Origin of the sequence: Chryseobacterium salviniae, from assembly GCF_035819015.1 — a bacterium.
Lineage (GTDB): Bacteria > Bacteroidota > Bacteroidia > Flavobacteriales > Weeksellaceae > Chryseobacterium > Chryseobacterium salviniae.
This window is the reverse complement of record NZ_JAYLAA010000034.1, coordinates 106,778-121,981: the sequence shown is the minus strand read 5'-3', so window position 1 is coordinate 121,981 and position 15,204 is coordinate 106,778. Positions and strand designations below refer to the sequence as shown.

The 15,204-nt window shown below is 36.5% G+C and carries 9 protein-coding genes; 6 read left to right on the top strand and 3 right to left on the bottom strand.

The genetic code is table 11. From position 1 onward, the window contains the following. Positions 1 to 26: 26 nt before the first annotated feature. Positions 27 to 1,376 (bottom strand): DNA repair protein RadA, encoded by a 1,350-nt coding sequence (gene radA, locus SOP96_RS08500; protein WP_326320553.1) that lies wholly within the window; start codon positions 1,374 to 1,376, stop codon positions 27 to 29. A 526-nt stretch (positions 1,377 to 1,902) separates the two neighbouring features. On the opposite strand from radA, the gene SOP96_RS08495 reads away from it, so the two are divergent. The 3 genes from SOP96_RS08495 to yidC all read left to right on the top strand — a co-directional run bounded on the left by SOP96_RS08495 (position 1,903) and on the right by yidC (position 6,679). Next, positions 1,903 to 2,472 (top strand): YceI family protein, encoded by a 570-nt coding sequence (locus tag SOP96_RS08495; RefSeq protein WP_326320552.1) that lies wholly within the window; start codon positions 1,903 to 1,905, stop codon positions 2,470 to 2,472. Positions 2,473 to 3,051: 579 nt separating this feature from the next. Continuing rightward, on the top strand, positions 3,052 to 4,659 hold the full coding sequence (locus tag SOP96_RS08490; RefSeq protein WP_326320551.1) for a CTP synthase: 1,608 nt from the start codon (positions 3,052 to 3,054) through the stop codon (positions 4,657 to 4,659). Between the two features lie 220 nt (positions 4,660 to 4,879). Then, positions 4,880 to 6,679 (top strand): membrane protein insertase YidC, encoded by a 1,800-nt coding sequence (gene yidC, locus SOP96_RS08485; protein WP_326320550.1) that lies wholly within the window; start codon positions 4,880 to 4,882, stop codon positions 6,677 to 6,679. 63 nt (positions 6,680 to 6,742) lie between these two features. Here the strand turns inward: yidC and SOP96_RS08480 are convergent, their stop codons facing one another. Next, a complete protein-coding gene (locus tag SOP96_RS08480) occupies positions 6,743 to 7,342 on the bottom strand; it encodes a ribonuclease HII (protein WP_326320549.1) in 600 nt (199 codons plus the stop codon). A gap of 562 nt (positions 7,343 to 7,904) precedes the next feature. Here SOP96_RS08480 and SOP96_RS08475 point away from each other — a divergent pair. The 3 genes from SOP96_RS08475 to argS all read left to right on the top strand — a co-directional run bounded on the left by SOP96_RS08475 (position 7,905) and on the right by argS (position 14,242). Then, complete coding sequence (locus SOP96_RS08475) at positions 7,905 to 10,922, top strand: SusC/RagA family TonB-linked outer membrane protein (RefSeq protein WP_326320548.1); 3,018 nt, start codon at positions 7,905 to 7,907, stop codon at positions 10,920 to 10,922. 10 nt (positions 10,923 to 10,932) lie between these two features. Then, entirely contained in the window at positions 10,933 to 12,372 is a 1,440-nt protein-coding gene (locus tag SOP96_RS08470) for a SusD/RagB family nutrient-binding outer membrane lipoprotein (protein ID WP_326320547.1), read from the top strand. Positions 12,373 to 12,481: 109 nt separating this feature from the next. Beyond that, on the top strand, positions 12,482 to 14,242 hold the full coding sequence (argS, locus tag SOP96_RS08465; protein WP_326320546.1) for an arginine--tRNA ligase: 1,761 nt from the start codon (positions 12,482 to 12,484) through the stop codon (positions 14,240 to 14,242). A gap of 35 nt (positions 14,243 to 14,277) precedes the next feature. Here argS and SOP96_RS08460 read toward each other — a convergent pair whose 3' ends face one another. Beyond that, a complete protein-coding gene (locus SOP96_RS08460; protein WP_326320545.1) occupies positions 14,278 to 15,198 on the bottom strand; it encodes a YihY/virulence factor BrkB family protein in 921 nt (306 codons plus the stop codon). Positions 15,199 to 15,204 lie beyond the last annotated feature (6 nt).

Below are 15,204 nucleotides of genomic sequence, written 5' to 3'. Positions count from 1 at the left end.
TGTTAGAGCTTAGAGCTCTAATACCCTTAGAAAAGGCGTTCGTGGAAATCCTCAATTTTACTTACTTCTTCTATTGTAATTCCGAATTTCTTCTTGGAGAGTTTATTTAGATTAGAAATGAAAATTTTCTCGTAGCCTAATTTTTCAGCTTCAGTTATGCGTTGTTCTGCCTGTGCAATAGGACGGATCTCACCACTCAAACCGATTTCCCCAGCAAAGCAATAATGTTCTGAAATAGCAATATCTTCATTGGAGGAAAGGATGGACGCAATAACTGCGAGATCCAAAGCCGGATCGTCAGTTTTTATACCTCCTGTGATGTTGAGAAAAACATCTTTTGCGCCGAGTTGGAAACCTGCCCTTTTTTCCAGAACGGCGAGAAGCATATTCAGTCTTTTGGCATCAAAACCGGTAGAACTCCTTTGTGGGGTTCCATAGACGGCAGTACTTACCAATGCCTGAATTTCCAGCAGCATCGGGCGGTTTCCTTCCAGCGTTACGGCAACCGAATTTCCGGAAAGTTCTTCAAATTTTTTCGTGATTAAAATTTCAGAAGGATTTTTAATTTCCTTTAAACCTTGTGAAATCATTTCATAAATCCCGATCTCGGAAGTAGATCCGAAACGGTTTTTATTGGCTCTTAATAATCGGAAGAGATGATTCCTGTCGCCGTCAAAATTCAGCACTACATCTACCATATGTTCAAGAACTTTTGGTCCGGCAATTTGCCCGTCTTTGGTAATGTGCCCTACTAAAAATACGGGAACGTTGTTTTCTTTAGCATATTTAATAATTTCATTGGAGCATTCACGAATTTGTGAAACTGTTCCCGGCGAACTTTCAATTAATTGAGACTGGAGTGTCTGAATAGAATCGATGATTACAAAATCCGGCTCCAGTTTTTTGGCTTCGTGGAGGATTTTCTCCAGATTGGTTTCTGTGAATAAAAAACAATTCGGGTTCTGAATATCTGTTAATCGGTCGGCACGCATTTTAATTTGAGAGGCGCTTTCTTCTCCCGAAACGTAAAAAACTTTTTTCTTCATTTTTAAAGCCAGCTGAAGAAGAAGTGTTGACTTGCCGATTCCTGGTTCGCCGCCAATGAGGGTTACAGATCCCAAAACAATTCCGCCACCCAAAACGCGGTTGAGTTCTTCTGAGGGAGTTTTGATCCTAGGTTCTTCGCTGGTCTCAACTTCAATAATGTTGATGACGTGCTGTTTTGATTTTGAAAACGGTGGTGTTTTTGATGAGGTTTTTTCAACAACTTCTTCCACCAGGGTATTCCATTGTCCGCAGTTTTTGCATTGCCCCATCCATTGGGAATATTGTGTTCCGCAGTTCTGACAGAAATATGCTGTTTTAAGTTTTGCCATACTGCGAAGTTCAAAATTTTTTTTGAATTATTCTTTCGAATTTTAGTTAATTTTCAGGCATGAAAAATATTTTGCTTAAAAGTGCTCAGATTTTTGTGCTGATGTCATTTATAAACTTTTTTTTGAGTGTATTAATGCTATATATGATGAGATTACCGGGAGGAAATTTTGGAATGCATCCATTTTTAATACTTATAGAATGTGGTTTTGTTTCCGTTGTGGCATTCATTACAGTTATCATATTTAAAAAGAATTATCATTCGATCCTAAGAATGGCATTTTTGTTTGAAGTCATTTATCTGATTTGTTTAATCTTGTCCGGCTTCAATCCTTACGGAACAAATGATGAACATGTGTTCAGCTTATTAATTTATTTAAATTCATTAATTACATTTTGTTTTGTGTATCTTTTTAATTTGCTTTATTCAAAATTAATTTTTAAAAATCAAAAAAACTAACATAGATCAATGATAAATTATAATGACACATTTACCTTTGTATCATGATTTTAATAGAAATAGATATAATGAAAAAGATATTTTTAACATTTGTATTTACCCTTTTAAGTATTGCAGGCTTTGCACAGACCGAATGGCAGGTAGATACGATGCATTCGTCCGTTAATTTTAATATCAAACACATGGGGATCAGCTTTGTGCAGGGAAGATTTGATAAGTTTGATGGTAAAGCTGTTACCAAAGGAAATACTCTTGATAATGCGGAGTTAAGCTTTAATGTTATCGTAGGCTCCATAAACACCGGTGTTGAGATGAGAGACAACCATTTGAAAAGTGCAGATTTCTTCGATGCTGAAAAATTCCCTTCCATGACGTTTGTAACCGGTTCAGTAGTTAAGGAAAAAAATAATTCCTACATTTTTAAAGGAAAATTAACGATTAAGGATGTGACTAAAGAAATAAGCGTTCCCGTTACTTTCGGTGGGGTTACCAAAAATCAGAAGGGTAAAGAGGTGATGGGTTTCCAGGCATCATTTAAAGTAAACCGTCTGGATTACAACATTAAATACGATCCTACGGGAGCCGGTGTTGCGAAAGAGGTTGATGTTAACTTATACTTTGAGTTAATAAAGCAGTAATTTTCATATATAAATTTGATTTAGAAAAAGGTTTTCAGTTTGCTGGAGACCTTTTTTATTTGTTCTCTCCGAGCAAATCAAGATAGATGTTCTCTAAATTGATGTATTCATTTTTCCAGTCCTGAGCGGTTTTGTCCATATTTTCAAGCTTAGCATTTACAATTTCAATTTCTTCGAGATGGTCTACGGTATTTCTATCTTCAATGTGGTCAAAATATTCAGCATACCAAACATTTAGAAGCTGATCTGAAATTTCGATGTACAGTTGTTCTCCAATCAGGCTTTTTAAAAATCATATGGTAGTTTAAAACATTTTCTTTAAAATGCACAGAAATACATTCGTAATAATCATGATGACGATCTGTAAAATATGTGTTAAGATGATTATTTTTCCAGATTGATAGATTGTCGAATTTTAATAATAAACCATTTTCAGGTAAAAGTTCGACATTTTTCAGATAAACTAATTTATTAAGAATTTTCATTATTAAACTTTATAGTTCTAAAATACATAATCAAATTTTAATACAAAATTGCTTTGTATCTCTTTTTCCCATAACTTTGCACAAACCTAATCTAATGAGTAAAAAGAATACTAAGTACATCTTTGTGACAGGAGGTGTAACTTCATCTTTGGGAAAGGGAATCGTTTCGGCTTCTCTTGGACTTCTGCTAAAATCACGCGGCTTCAACGTTACCATTCAAAAGCTTGATCCTTATATCAATATCGACCCGGGAACTTTGAACCCATACGAACACGGAGAATGTTATGTAACCGAAGATGGTGCGGAGACGGATCTGGATTTAGGTCACTACGAGCGTTACCTTGATGCTCCAACTTCCCAAAACAACAACGTTACCACCGGGAAAATTTATCAGACGGTCATTGAAAAGGAAAGAAAGGGAGATTTTCTTGGGAAAACAGTTCAGGTAATCCCTCATATCACCAACGAGATTAAGCGGAGAATTAAAATTTTATCCAAGCAGAACTACGATATCATCATCACGGAAATCGGAGGAACGGTAGGAGACATCGAATCTTTGCCATATATCGAAACGGTTCGCCAGCTGAAATGGGAACTGGGCGAAAAAAATTCGATGGTTATTCATTTGACATTGTTACCATATCTTGCTTCCAGCGGAGAGTTAAAAACAAAACCTTCCCAGCATTCCGTTCGTCAGCTGATGGAAAGCGGAATTATGGCAGATGTGCTGGTTTGCCGTACCGAGCATAAAATCCCGAAAGATCAGAGAGCGAAGCTGGCGCAGTTCTGCAACGTTCCTCTAGATAATGTAATTGAATGTAAAGATCTGGAGACAATCTATGAAGTTCCGATGTATCTTCAGAAACAAAACTTTGACGACGTGGTTCTTAAAGAGCTGGATTTAAAAAGCGATAAAGATGCCGATCTTAAAGACTGGAAGTCATTCTTAAAAAAATTCCAGAATCCTAAAAAATCGGTTGAAATTGCATTGGTTGGAAAATATGTTTCTCTTCAGGATTCCTATATTTCCATTGCAGAGGCTTTCAAACATGCAGGGGCAGACCTTGAAACGGAAGTTAAAATCAGATGGGTTTATAGCGGAGATTTATCCCAGGAAAATATTAAAGAAGCATTAGCCGGCGTTTCCGGAATTCTTGTTGCTCCCGGATTCGGCGACAGAGGAATTGAAGGAAAGGTTCTTACGGCTCAATATGCAAGAGAGAATAAAGTTCCAATGTTGGGAATATGTCTCGGAATGCAGATTATGACGGTAGAATTTGCCAGAAATGTTTTAGGCTACGCAAAAGCCAACTCCATGGAATTCGATACTTCCACGGAACATCCTGTCATTTCATTAATGGAAGAACAGAAAAATGTAGTAGACAAAGGAGGAACCATGCGTTTAGGAGCTTGGAAATGTGCTCTGAAAAACGGTTCTAAGCTAAATGATATTTACGGAACCAAAAATATTACGGAAAGACACCGTCACAGATATGAATTCAACAGTGATTACATCGGTGAATTCGAGAAAAACGGCTTCCTGGCAACAGGTACAAACCCTGAAACCGGACTGGTTGAGGCTCTTGAGATGCCGGATCACCCTTTCTATGTGGGCGTGCAGTATCACCCGGAATATAAAAGTACGGTAGCAACACCGCACCCTTTATTCAGAGCTTTTATTAAGGCTTGTACATCAAAGTAAGTAAGATATTCTAAACCTTGAAGGTTTATAGTTTTTATAAAGTAATTTATTACTGAAAACGTCTTTACGATAAACTCAGACTGATTATTCTCAGCCTGAGTTTATTATATAGTAACACAGTATTGTATAGAGGTTTGATAAAAAAACAGTATTTTTGTCGACTTAAAATATAGTACAAAGGTATTATAGATAAAAACAGGTAAAATTTAATTAAAATAAAATGCAACAGAACAACGGACTCGATAAAAGTCAGATTATCAGTTTTGCGGTTTTATGTTTGGTGCTTTTCGGATTTATGTTCTATTTTCAGAACAAACAATCTCAGGAAGAACAGATAAAAGCTGAACAGCAAAAAACCGAGCAGGTAAAAAATGCCGTAAAACCATCTCAGGCAAACAATATCAATCCTAATGTCACTCCGAATGCCATTCAGACAGCCAATCTCTCCAACAAAGAGCTGAAGGTAGAATTCAACAGTCTTGGGGGCCAGGTTTCAAAGGTGGAGCTTGCGGAGTATAAAGCATACGATCATAAAACAGATAAGGCAGATCTTCCGCTGTACCTGATCACCAAAAACAACTCGAACTACGGATTTCAGTTTAAAGATAAAACAGGGAAAGTAATTAATACCAAAGATCTTGTATTTTCTCCTACGGTAAACGGAAATATGGTAACGATGACGGCTAATTATAATGGTGCTGTTATCCAGTTTATCTACACGCTGCTTCCGAAATATACCCTTGATTTTAAAGTAAGAACCCAAGGTCTTGCTAAAATCACTTCGGATAATAAAGCCGATTTTGTCTGGGATTATAATGTTAGAAATCTTGAAAAGGGAAGGGCTCAAGAACAGTCCCACTCAGAATTCTCTTATGCTTTCAATAATTATGAAGATTATGATTATGACGGAAGAACATCCATGGAAGAAGAAAAAGAAACCCTGAATTGGATTGGTGTAAAACAACAATTTTTTGCTTCTGTAATTGAATCTAAAACAGGATTTACCCAAAGCAAAGGAAACCAGGAAACAATTGAAGAAGGAGAATATCTGAAAAAACTGAACTATGAAGGGTTTGTTCAGATGACGGGAAGCGAGCTTAATCAGGATTTCACCTGGTATTTTATGCCGTTGGATTTACCTTTATTAAAGTCGTACGATAAAAATTTTGATGAAATTCTTCCGCTCGGATGGTCGTTTATTGGCTGGATGAACAGAGGTTTCTTCATTCCGATGTATAATATTATAGCAGATTGGGGGATCACTGCAGGATGGGTAATTTTCCTGATGACGATTATTGTTAAACTGATCTTGTCTCCAATCATGTACAAACAGCACAAGCTGAGTGCCATGATGAGAGTAATTCGTCCTGAAATTGATGAAGTAAACGCCAAGCTGAAAGATGCCGATCCGATGAAGAAGCAGCAGGCTACAATGGAAGTTTACCGTAAAGCAGGGGTAAATCAGATGGCAGGATGTCTGCCTGCGTTGGTGCAGATTCCTATTTTCTATGCTTTATTCCGATTCTTCCCGAATTTTATCGATCTGAGAGGACAGGGATTCTGGTTTGCGAAAGATTTAACGGCTTATGATGATTTGATTAAGCTGCCATTTAAGATTCCATTCCTTGGAGATCACTTGAGTGTTTTTGCAATTGCTTGTACTATTGTGATTTTAATTTATACCATCATGACTTCAGGAAATATGCAGCAGCCACAGCAGGAAGGTATGCCGAATATGAAAGTCTTGATGTATATTTTTCCTATTACCTTCTTATTCTTCCTTAATACTTCTGCATCCGGTCTTTCATGGTATTATTTTGTATCGAATGCTATTAACATTCTAATTATCCTAGTAATTAAATATGTTATCCTGGATGAGAAAAAAATCCATGCGCAGATTCAGGCGAATAAAGAAAAGCCTAAAACTGAAGGTAAATTTCAGAAGCGAATGAGAGAAATGATGGAAAAAGCTCAGGAACAGCAAAAGTATCAGGAGCAGCAGAGAAATAAAAAGAAATAATTCAATAAACTAAAAAAGAGAGGCAATTGCTTCTTTTTTTTTATACGATAAGTTGTTGTTCAATCAACATTCTTCCTGAATGCTGTAATCCAAACGAAATGATCTTCTGTGGTACTTTGTCGGCCCGAACTTTATTAAAGCTTCCTGATGTTTTTTTGTGGCATATCCGAAATTCGTATCCCATCCGTATTCAGGGTGTTCGTGGTGAAGTTCCATCATTAATTTGTCCCTGTAATTTTTAGCTAAAATAGAAGCCGCAGCAATAGACAGAATTTTAGAATCTCCTTTTATAATGCATTGGTGAGGAATAAAATTGTAAGGATGAAACCGGTTGCCGTCTACCAGAATCAGCTCAGGGCGTATGATGAGCTTGTCCAAAGCCTGGTGCATCGCATGAATGCTTGCATTGAGAATGTTATGTTCATCTATAAATCCGGGTGGAAGTTCAGCGATTGCATAATCTTTCACATTATCTTTTATATACTGATCCAAATCCATTCTTGTCTTAAAGTTCAGTTTTTTAGAATCATTAACAAGGTTTTGGTTGAAGTTTTCATCTAAAATAACCGCTGCCGCAACTACAGGACCACTTAAACAGCCTCTGCCTACTTCATCACATCCTGCTTCGACATAGAAAACTGACCATTTTTTTAATAAATCCATAGTAAAATTGTTCAACAAAATTTAAAACAGTGTAAAATTAAATATTTTAGAATAATAATTAGTGAACCGAAGTACATCCTGCCAGATTTTAACGGACTATATCGAGTACAGCAGAATTAATAGTATCAATAAAGATTTATCATGGCTTAAGATTACATAAAATTTTTAGAAACGTTGATTTTCTGCAATTGGTAAAAAAGGTTTTAAGTGTTAAAATTTAAGAAGTATAATAAATAAATTATATGCATAGCATGGCAAGTCATTAGATTATTAATTCATTAATTTGTGATAAATACAATGTAACATGTTGTTTATCACTGCATATAGATATTTTTTTTACATTAAAAAGATATAGAAAATAACAATTACGAATATTTGTTTTTTACATAAATATAAGTTTTTAATTTTAGTTTATTTTTGTTAAAAAAATCCTATTTAACTAAAATTCATAACCATTTTAATGCTTTAAATGATATATGTTGAATAAATGTTAATTTTCGCCAATTTTCTTTTGCTATTTTAAGAAAGTTTTTAAACTTTGTTAAGCAAAATTTAATTAGATATGAAGAAACTAACAATGGGTGTTCTTGCATCCGTTCTGTCATCGTCATTTGCTATTGCGCAGGTACAGCAAAAAAATGATACAGTAAGGACGCAAGACATCGAAGGTGTGGTGGTAACCGCACTGGGAATCAAAAGAGAGAAAAAATCTTTGGGGTATTCATCTCAGGAAGTTAACGGAGAAGAAGCTAATAAAGCCCCTACTACTAACTTTTTGAATAACTTATCGGGAAAAGTTGCAGGTTTAGAAATTAAACAGGGAACTAATTTTGGTGGTTCAATTAATGTTGTACTGAGAGGCTTTAAATCATTAAAGGGGAATAATCAAGCATTATTCGTTGTGGATGGGATTCCTATTTTGAATAGTAATTTAAATTCCACAGATCAGGTAACTGGTCGAGCGGGATATGACTATGGAAACACTGCATCTGATATAAACCCAAATGATATTGAAAGCATCAACGTTCTAAAAGGAGCAGCTGCCACGGCTTTATACGGTTCTAGAGCACAAAATGGAGCCATTATTATTACAACAAAAAAGGGTAGCAAAAGGAAGAAAGGAATAGGTGTTGAGTTTAACTCCTCTTTTACAGTTTCTTCCATTGATAAAGAAACCTTTCCAGAATATCAAACCGAATATGGACAAGGATATACAGGTACAAGTTTTAGTAGCACATTATATCAAGGCAGTCCAAGAGTTGTATTTGGAAATGACGCTTCATATGGATCACCATATAATGGCCAGTTAGTTTGGCAATATGGGGCATTTATTCCAGGCTCACCTACTTTCGGGCAAAGAACGCCTTGGAGAGTGGCTGAAAATGGTCCAATAGAATTTTTCAATGTTGGTACGAATACTGTAAATAATATATCATTAAATGGAGGGAATGATGTTGCAACTTATAGATTCTCTTATGGAAATACTTATGCAAATGATATAATGCCTAATAGTAGATTAAACAAAAATAATTTTGCTGGAAATGCAAGCTATAAATTCACAGATAAACTAACGGCTAACTTATACACAAACTTTGTTACTCAAAGAACACAAGGAAGAAATTCTACTGGATATGGGGATAACATTATGGCAAACTTTAGACAATGGTGGGCTACTAATGTGGATCTGAAGGAACAAGAGGCTTTGTATAACATGTCTCGCCAGAATTATACGTGGAACATGAGAAGTCTTACTAATATTGCACCTCAATATTGGGATAATCCTTACTTCAAGGTATATGAAAACTATCAAAGTGATGCAAGAGACAGGTTAGCAATCAATGCAAGCTTAAATTATGATCTTACACCAGATATTAACTTATTGGCAAGAGTGGGTAGAGATGGTTATACTATGAAAGTAGAAGAAAGAAGAGCAGTTGGTTCAGTTGCAGCAATTTTTGGGTTAAATGATGTTGATCAGCCTTCTGGATATGCTTTATCGAATTATAATGCTTCTGAAACCAATTATGATTTTATAGCAACTTACAAAAAAAACCTCGGAGAGTTTAATATCAATGCTTTATTAGGAACTAACTTAAATATTCAGTCATTTGAATCAAACCAGCAATCAACATCTGGAGGACTTTATATTCCAGGGTTGTATACGATAAGTAACTCGGTTTCAGCTCCATCGCTACCAGTTATAGTTTCTACAGAAAAAAGAATATTTGGTGCATTTGCTCAAGCTTCAGTAGGATATAAAGGAACTTACTATGTAGAGGGAACTGTTAGAAGAGATCAATCTAGTACTTTACCAGATAGTAATAATGTATACTGGTATCCATCTGTATCTGGAAGTTTTGTGTTCTCTAATCTAATAAATCAATCTTGGTTATCGTTCGGTAAATTAAGGGCTGCTTATGCGCTGGTTGGATCTGATACCAACGCAGATAATATTAGGGATAGATATATAGCACAGAATCCATTTACAAGTCCGATGTATGCATCTAGTACGCTTGCAAGAAACCAAGCGATTAAGCCACAAAGGTTAAATAATATTGAACTTGGACTAAATATGGAATTTTTTAAAAATAGAATCGGGTTCGATGTGTCTTGGTATAGAAACAGAGCGTTCGATCAGATTTTAGAATTGCCAGTTACTACGAGTAGTGGATTTTCAAATCGAGTTGCTAACACAGGAACATTAGAAACCAAAGGGTTTGAAATTTCGGGTCACATAATGCCTATTAAAACAACAGACTTTACTTGGGACATCAATGTTAATTGGGCAAATCCTAATACTAAGGTAACAGAATTGGCTCCCGGAATTGAAAACCTACAATTAGGAAGTTTACAGGGAGGGGTTTCTATTAATGCACCATTAGGATATGATTACGGTACCATTTGGGGAGCAGATTTTGTTTACTCACCTGATGGGCAAAAGATCGTTGGTAGTAATGGAGCATATTTATCTACGGATTCATCAGATAATAATCTAGGTTCATTCCAGGCAAAATGGATGGGAGGTTTAAGGAATAGTCTTACCTTTAAAGATTTTTCTCTTAGCTTTTTACTTGATTTTAGACAAGGAGGAAAAGTATTCTCATTAGATCAATATTATGGTTACGGAACCGGAATTTATCCTGATTCGGTAGGATTGAATGATTTAGGAAACCCTGTAAGAAATACACTAGCTAATGGTGGTGGTGTTATTTTACCAGGTGTAATGGTAGATCCTACTAATCCTAATAATTTTGTTGCAAACACCATACGATTGGATAGATCACAATCCAGTCAGGTTTTAGGAACAGACCCGCCACCGGCAGCATTTGTTTATGATGCAAGTTTTGTTAAATTAAGAGAAGTTGCAATTAGTTATAAATTACCAGACAGTTTGTTAGGATCAACTTTCCTAAGAGATTTAACTGTTGGCTTAGTTGGAACTAATTTATGGATTATTCATAAAAACTTACCTTTTGCTGATCCGGAAGCAGGTTTGTCATCAGGAAACATTCAAGGATATCAGTCAGGACCAATGCCAACAACTCGTAACATTGCATTCACTTTAAAAGCTAACTTCTAAACAGAAAAAAATGAAAAAAATAATAATAGGCAGCTTATTCTCAGTATTACTGCTAAACAGTTGTAGCGTAGACGATAGCATTAATGAAGATCCGAACGTTGCATATACTACAACTGCTGAATCTGTAGTTTCTTATGCACAAAAATCTTTATCAGACTATGTTAATACTCCAAGTGTTAACGAAAATAACTTTAGATTAACAATGCAATATTGGCAGGAAACAACTTATGTTAATGAAAGTAATTATGATTTTGTTAACAGAAACGTTTCAAATAATATTTGGGCAGATAATTATGTTCAGGTGCTTAATAATTTGAGTAAGGCAAAAGGTCTTATTGAAGCTTATACACCTGCTGCTGCGGAAGCATCAACATGGCCCGTGACAAAAAAGAATCAATTAGCAATTGTAGACTTAATGATGGTATATACATATCAAAACTTAGTGGATACATTTGGTAATATTCCTTATTCTCAAGCATTGCAACTAGAGGCTTATCCTCTTCCGGTATATGATGATGCAGCTACAATATACAGCTCTCTAATACAAAGAGCTAAAGATGATGTGCAGGCGCTTGCTACAGGGAATTCTTTTGGCGCAGGTGATTATTACTATCAAGGTAATGTTGACAAATGGAGAAAATTTGGTAATTCCCTATTATTGAAATTAGGTATTGCTATTGCTGATTCAAATCCTTCAATAGCACAGTCTACCGTTACAACTGCTATAGCCGGAGGAGTAATGACCTCAGCAGCAGATAATTGTCAATTGCCCTATCAAGCATCTTCTCCAAATTATAATCCTTTGTATGATGCATTGGTAGCTAGTGGCAGAGATGATTATATTGCTGCAGCTCCTTTTGTTAATTTCTTAAAGACTAATGCAGATCCAAGAATATCAGTATACTATCAATTGAATGAAGACGATGAATATCTGGGACAAGATGTAGGCCAGCCAGGTGAAGTAGATGTATATTCCAGAATTGGAGAATTTGCGCATGAGCCAGACCATCCGGGTATCATCTTGAATTACACAGAAGTAGCATTTTATCTTGCTGAAGCTGCTGCCAGATGGGGAATTTCAGCTCCTGCAACTGCTTATGCAACTGCTGTTCAAGCTTCGATGGATGAATGGGGAATAGCTTCTGCAGACGCCGCTGCATACTTGGCAGCACATCCTTATAATGCTGGGAATTGGAAAGAGTCAATAGGTTTACAAGCTTGGGCAGCCTTCTTTAATCAAGGACAAACATCATGGAACTTTTATAGAAGATTAGATTATCCGGTTTTATCCGCTCCTTCTACAGCTGCTCCAGAAGCAGGTGGTAAAGTTCCGGTAAGAATGACATATCCTGTAAGAGAACAATCTGTTAACGGATCTAATTGGTCTGCTGCTTCAGCAGCAATTGGTGGCGACAAATTAACAACTAAAATCTTCTGGGACAAATTTTAAACTACACACATTAGTTAACATTCATATTTAATCCGCCTTTAGGGGCGGTTTTTTTATTTCCGTATATTTGCATGACAGATAGAAACGACAGTTTTTTAAATAACAGATAATGAATATTAAAAATATAATAGAAGAAAAACTTCACGAAGTAATCCTCAATGTTTATCAGTTGAAAGGCATTGCTTTGGAAGTTCAGGAAAATAAGACGGAGTTTGAAGGCGATTTTACCATCGTCACCTTTCCTTTGGTAAAGCAGCTGAAAAAAAAACCTGAAACCATCGGAATGGAGCTGGGACAGGCTTTAACGGAGCAAACCGAGCTTGTGCAAAGCTTCAACGTGGTAAAAGGCTTCTTAAATATTAAAGTTCAAAACCTGCTTTTTATAGATAACTTCAAAACCTTAAGTCAAAATTTTGATATTATAGAAAAGAAGAATGCTACGGTAATGGTAGAATATTCATCTCCGAATACCAATAAGCCGCTTCACCTCGGACACATTAGAAACAACCTGCTTGGCTTTTCAGTGGCTCAGATTCTTGCAGAAGCCGGATATGATGTGATCAAAACTCAGATTATTAATGATCGTGGAATCCACATCTGCAAATCAATGCTCGCCTGGGAAAAATTCGGGAATGGAGAAACACCGGATTCTACAGGCGTCAAAGGAGATAAATTCGTGGGGAATTATTACGTGAAATTCGACCAGGAGTATAAACTACAAATCGCAGAGCTTATGGCTCAGGGAATGTCCGAAGATCAGGCTAAAAAAGAGGCTCCTTTGATGAAAGAAGCACAAAAAATGCTTCTAGACTGGGAAAATGGAGACGAGCATGTAAGAAACCTTTGGAATGAAATGAATTCATGGGTATATAAAGGCTTTGATGAAACTTACAAAAGACTCGGAGTAAACTTCGACCAGGTTCAGTACGAAAGTAATACCTATATTTTAGGAAAAGATCTTATTCAGGAAGGCCTGGATAAAGGAGTGCTGTATCAGAAAGAAGATGGTTCCGTTTGGTGTAACCTTACAGACGAAGGCTTAGATCAAAAGTTATTATTGCGTTCAGACGGCACATCAGTTTATATGACCCAGGATTTGGGTACAGCGGTGGAGCGTTTTAAGCAGAATGATATTCAGAAATTAATCTATACCGTTGGGAACGAACAGGATTATCATTTCCAGGTATTATTTAAAATTTTAGGTAAATTGGGATATTCGTGGGCAGATCAGCTGTACCATTTATCGTACGGAATGGTTGAGCTTCCGAACGGTAAAATGAAATCCCGTGAAGGAACCGTTGTGGATGCGGATGATCTGATGCAGGAAATGTACAACATTGCAAAAGCTGCTGCCGAAGAGCTCGGGAAGCTGGAAAATTTTACGGAAGAAGAAAAAGCGGCCAACTACGAAAGTGTAGGAATAGGAGCTCTGAAATATTTCATGCTGAAAGTTGATCCTAAGAAAAAAATGCTTTTCAATCCGGAAGAGAGTATCGATTTCAACGGAAATACGGGACCTTTCATCCAATATACTTTTGCCCGTATTCAATCTTTATTAGCTAAAGCAAATTTTGAATATAAAGAAGCAGAAAACGTACAGCTGAATGAATTTGAAAAAGCACTGATTATGCAGCTTGCCAATTATAAACCTGTTGTAGGAAAAGCGGCAGAAGCATTGAGTCCTGCCTTGATTGCCAACTATGTCTACGACTTGGTAAAAACATACAACTCATTCTATCAAAGTAATCCTATTATGATTCAGGAGGATGAAAATATAAAACAGATCAGATTAAATCTATCCGATCTTACCGCGAAAACCATAAGAAAATCTCTTGATCTTTTGGGAATAGAAACGGTAAACAGAATGTAACAAAAAGCCTTCAGCATTTTCGCTGAAGGCTTTTTTCATGCTTTATTCTGAAGGCTCTCCTCGTATAATTTGGCGTCACTCCATTTCGCATGTTTGGAAGGGATGATTTTAAAGCCTCTTTTGTAAGCATATATTTTAGTAAACTCTGCCCCGAAGAACACGAGCATGCATGAGTAATTAATCCACATCATAATCAAAATAACCGTTCCTGCAGCACCGAATGCTGAGGTAGGTTTGGCGGTCCCGAAATAAAGGCTTAAAAGGAATTTACCCAATGTAAATAAAATGGCCGTAAGAAAAGCGCCTCTCCAAACCGGCTTCCAGCTGATTTCCACATCGGGAAGAACTTTAAACATTAAAGCAAAAAGAATCATAATGACTGCAAACCCGATGAGATAATTCACCAATTCCACCAGCATATAGGTTTCCATTCCGAAATAATTGGTAATCCAGTTATTGAGCAGGCTTATTAAAGAAGAAAGCACCATGGTAATCATCAGCAAAAATCCTAAAATCAGGATCATCCCTAATGAATTGGCCCTGTCAAGAAGGAATTTAACGAAGGCTTTCTTAGGAGCTGCCTGCACGTCCCAAAGACTGTTCAGCGAACGCTGAAGCTGAAAAAATAAGGTGGTGGAACCGAATACCAGAGAACCGATACCGATTATTTTCATAAAAATATTTTCCTTATCTATGAGTGCGCCGGCAATCATATCCTGAATGCTTTTGGCCGCATCCTGTCCCATAATCCCGCTGATCTGGCTGCTGATTTGTCCGCGTATAGCTTCTTCACCAAAAAAATTACCGGCAATCCAGATGATGATAATCAACAGGCCGGGAATGGAGAAAATAGCGTAATACGCCAGACTTGCAGAATCATTCGATGCGGATGATTCATTCCATTTTTTAAATGTTTCGCGTAATGCTTCCCAGAAAAATTTTATTCTTTTTACCATGTATCA

Excerpts from the sequence above, each read along its gene's own strand:
- SOP96_RS08490 (WP_326320551.1), top strand. The coding sequence starts at position 3,052 with ATGAGTAAAAAGAATACTAAGTACATCTTTGTGACAGGAGGTGTAACT.
- radA (WP_326320553.1), bottom strand. The coding sequence starts at position 1,376 with ATGGCAAAACTTAAAACAGCATATTTCTGTCAGAACTGCGGAACACAA.
- SOP96_RS08480 (WP_326320549.1), bottom strand. The coding sequence starts at position 7,342 with ATGGATTTATTAAAAAAATGGTCAGTTTTCTATGTCGAAGCAGGATGT.
- argS (WP_326320546.1), top strand. The coding sequence starts at position 12,482 with ATGAATATTAAAAATATAATAGAAGAAAAACTTCACGAAGTAATCCTC.
- SOP96_RS08475 (WP_326320548.1), top strand. The coding sequence starts at position 7,905 with ATGAAGAAACTAACAATGGGTGTTCTTGCATCCGTTCTGTCATCGTCA.
- SOP96_RS08460 (WP_326320545.1), bottom strand. The coding sequence starts at position 15,198 with ATGGTAAAAAGAATAAAATTTTTCTGGGAAGCATTACGCGAAACATTT.
- yidC (WP_326320550.1), top strand. The coding sequence starts at position 4,880 with ATGCAACAGAACAACGGACTCGATAAAAGTCAGATTATCAGTTTTGCG.
- SOP96_RS08470 (WP_326320547.1), top strand. The coding sequence starts at position 10,933 with ATGAAAAAAATAATAATAGGCAGCTTATTCTCAGTATTACTGCTAAAC.
- SOP96_RS08495 (WP_326320552.1), top strand. The coding sequence starts at position 1,903 with ATGAAAAAGATATTTTTAACATTTGTATTTACCCTTTTAAGTATTGCA.